This window comes from Streptomyces sp. NPDC055078 (assembly GCF_053607985.1).
This window is the reverse complement of the sequence record NZ_JBSGUP010000758.1, coordinates 1-3,736: the sequence shown is the minus strand read 5'-3', so window position 1 is coordinate 3,736 and position 3,736 is coordinate 1. Positions and strand designations below refer to the sequence as shown.

The following is a 3,736-nucleotide window of genomic DNA, read 5'->3' as shown; positions in this document are numbered from 1 at the left end:
GGCCAGGCGCCTGGGGCCAGGGGCTGGCCGGCGCGGCCCAGGGCTTGACGGCTGCCGGGGCGGCCTCGGAAACGGGGCCGGGTTCGATTCCCCGACCCGGTTCGGATACGGGATCGGCCCGACCCGGTTCGGATACGGGAACAGGGGCCGGGTCCTTGACGAGAGCGGGGGCGGGAGCGGGAGCGGGGGCGAGAACAGGGCCAGGGCCGGGACCGGGACCGGAGCCAGAAGCCGGGCCGGGTTCGCGAATGCCCGCCCCCGGGGCCGGGGAACGCCGGGCCGCCCCCGGCGAACGACCCGCCTCCCGCTCCGCCCGCGACCCTGACGGCAGGAAGTCGTACGGCTCGAACAGCAGGTCAAGACCCCACTCCTCCCGCCGCCCGGAGCCCCCCGCGTCGGCGCCCGGCACGGCCTCGGACGAGGACCCCTGGGATACGGGGGACACGGGCGACGTCTGGGACACCGCGGGCGCCCCGGCCCCGGGCGAGGACACCGCGGGCGCCCCCTCCCGTACCCCTCTCCGTACGCCCACCCGCCCCAGCCGCAGCCCCAGCGCCACCGGGACGGCGATTCCCGCCGACCAGACCAGGGCGGCGGCACCCGTCAGCCACCAGACAGGCCCGAAGTCCGCCAGCCGCCCGGTACCGAGCGGACCGCTCGCCGCAGCCGCCATCAGCGCGGTCAGCACGGCGCAGCCGATCGCCCCCAGCAGTGCCGTGAGGGCGGTCTGGCGCATGCTCCACGCCGTCGCGCGGTCCCCGTGCCGGGGCGCGGCCGTCGCCGCCGTGAACCAGCCGATCACCAGCCCCGCCGCCACCGGCACGGCCGCCGACGCCCAGTTCGGCGCCGTACCCGGCCCCGCCGCCGGAATCGCGGCGATCAGCGGAAAGTGCGGCAGCGCCGGGTCCCCGCTCAGCGCGATGGGGGACGCCGTCGCGCCCGTACCGAGCGCGAACCCGGGCCCCAGCCCGTATGCCGCACCCCACACCGCGGCGTTCGGCACGAGCGCGACGGCCAGCAGCACGACGGCGACCCGCCCCGACCACACCTGGGCGAGTTGCAGGAAGGAGTCCTGCGCGGCGTCCGCGTGCCACACCAGCGACACGGCGACGAGCACGGCCCCGCCGCCGAGCAGTACGAGGGCACCCGCAGCCGCGGACCGCAGGGCGACGGCCACCCGGGTACGCGCGAGCCCCACCCGCACCCGCCCCGGCAGCCAGTCCGGCAGCGGGCCACCGGGCCGCCCGCACGCCGTCCAGACCCCGGCCGCCGCCGCGCCGAGGGTCACCAGCGGCAGATGGAGCAGGGCGCTCAGCGGTTCCGGGGCGAGCGGACCGTCCGCCGCGTAGGCCGTCGCAGCCGCTCCGACCAGCAGATATCCGATACTGACCGCACAGAACGCGCCCCATGTCGACGGCCGTGGCCGTGGCCGCGCCTCATCGGGCAGCAGCCCGTCGCGGGCCGCCCGGTGCGTGAGCCAGACGGGCAGGACGACAAGCAGCAGCGGTACGACGCCGACCGGCGCGGGCTGCCCGGAGAAGGAGTCAGCGCGGACGAGTTCGGTGCCATGGGCGAGCAGCCAGAGTCCGGCGGCCACCTCCAGCGCGCCGCCGGGTCCGCTGTCCGGGTACGGGGAACCGATCCACAGCGCCATCACCACCACGGCCAGCGCGCCGAGTCCAAGCCCCGCCGCGGTCGCCCCGCGCACGACACACGCGGCCAGCGCGGCGTTCCCGCCGCCCTGCACAAGGACCGGCGGCGGGGAGTGCGCGGGGCGGTGCTCGGTCGTCTGGGTCACCCCGCCATGCTGCCAACGACACGCGCTTTATCCATGTAACGGGCGAATGACCGTTGTGTCGCTCAAGATACGTTTATGTATTTTTACGCCGGGTGCAGTGCTTCGGAGGGTCCGTCATGACCCAGAGCGCCACACACTCCGCCTCCGACAGCCCACTGCCGTCCCCCAAGGAACGGCGCAGGCGGCGCGAGGCGATGTCGATGACCGAGCAGGAGGTCGCCGCGGCGGTCGGTGTCACCAAGGCGACCGTCCGCGCCTGGGAAACGGGTCGCAGCGAGCCCCGTGGCCGCCGACGCGAGGCGTACGCCAAACTCCTCGGCGCCACCGCGCCTGCGCCCGCGCCCGCTCCCGTGCGCGCCAAGCCATCGGCGAAGGGGGTGCCCTCCGCCGAGCCGGAACCGGGCAACTCCGAGGACGGGCCCACACCGGGATCGGACATTTCCGAGGACGCGCCCACGCCCGAACCGGACAGGCCCAAGAAACCGCCCACGTCGGAAACGGACAGATCCGAAGACGCGCCTACGACGGCTTCCGGCCCCGTCCTCCGCCCGGCAGCCGCACCCTCTCCCCCACCGGCCACCGCCTCCGCGCCCGCCTCGGCACCTACGCCTGAGCCCGCCTCGGCACGCACGCCCGAGCCGACAGCCGCGCCCTCACCCGCGCCGACGGCCGCCACCGCGCCGGAAAGGGCGCAGCCGCCGCGTACGAAGCAGCCCCACTCGACCACCCGGCCGGTGTCCGCCGTCAAACGGGCCGCCAAACGTGCCGCGGGCCCCGCGTCGCCGCACCGTACGAAGGCCGCACCGCCCCTCGTACACACTCACACCGCTGCCCAGCAGGAGCGGGCGGCATCGCGCGGACCGGTGGAACCTTCCGGACCGCAGGGCGCCCCAACGCCCGTACGCGCTGCCGAGCGCCCGGAGCGCCCGGAGCCCTCGGTGCCGTCGAAGCCCCCGGAGCCGCCGGCGTCCGCAGGGCCGTCCGCAGAGCCGTCCGCAGGGCCCGTGGACAGCGCCGTAGCGGACCCGACGCCCCCTGGGGATCAGCAGCCCCCCGGGCACCAGCGGCCTCCCGAGCCTCCGGGCTCTGCCGGGCTCACCCCGGCCGAGGCGTTCGACGCCCTGTACACGTACGCCGCCCCCGGTCTCGTACGCCAGGCGTATCTGCTCACCGGCAGGCGGCGGCTCTCCCACGACTCCGTCGAGCGCGCCTTCCATCTCGCCTGGCAGCAGTGGCCCGAGGTCGCCCGCGACCGGGACCCGGTGGGATGGGTGCGGGCCGCCGCGTACGAGTTCGCCATGTCGCCCTGGCAGCGGCTGCGCCCGGTCCACCGGCACCCCGACACCCCGCCGCTGGACCGGGAGAGGCGCGAGCTGCTCGACGCGCTGCTGGAGCTGCCGCCTCCGTACCGCCGCACGCTGGTGCTGTACGACGGGCTGGGACTCGATCTGCCCGAGACGGCCGCCGAGACGGAGGCGAGCACTCCGGCGGCGGCCAACCGGGTGCTGCACGCGCGCGAGGCCATCGCCGAGCGGCTGCCGCACCTGGACTCGCCCGAGGCCCTGCACCAGCAGCTCACGGCGCTCGCCGACGCCTGCCCGGTGCCCCAGCCCGCGCCCGCCCACTCCGTACGCAGGGCCGGGGAACGCCGCATCTGGTTCTGGACGCGGACCGCGCTCGCCGTCACGGCGCTGATCGCCGGTGCGACGAGCTTCACCCTGGCCACCGCACCGACCCACCACGAGTCGGAGGTCGCCCCCGGCCGGCCGGTGGCGGGCATCCCGGCACACGCCGGACCGGGCCCTCTGACGGAACACCACAAGGAACTGCGCGAACGGCTCCTCTCCGAACCCGTCCACGGCCCGGAACGGCTGGTCCCGCGGATTCCCTGACCTACCGGCAACCTGCCAAAAGAGTGGGCCCGCCGGTCGGGCGACG

The 3,736-nt window shown here is 76.0% G+C and carries 2 protein-coding genes; one reads left to right on the top strand and one right to left on the bottom strand.

The window, feature by feature from the left end; all coding sequences use genetic code 11:
- A partial coding sequence (locus tag ACWF94_RS36150) for a cell division protein PerM (protein ID WP_453498697.1) occupies nt 1-1,798 on the bottom strand: 1,798 nt, incomplete at its 3' end.
- A 116-nt stretch (nt 1,799-1,914) separates the two neighbouring features.
- Here ACWF94_RS36150 and ACWF94_RS36145 point away from each other — a divergent pair.
- A complete protein-coding gene (locus ACWF94_RS36145) occupies nt 1,915-3,690 on the top strand; it encodes a helix-turn-helix domain-containing protein (protein WP_453498694.1) in 1,776 nt (591 codons plus the stop codon).
- Nucleotides 3,691-3,736 lie beyond the last annotated feature (46 nt).

Coding starts and splice junctions, on each gene's coding strand:
- ACWF94_RS36145 (WP_453498694.1), top strand. CDS start 1,915: ATGACCCAGAGCGCCACACACTCCGCCTCCGACAGCCCACTGCCGTCC.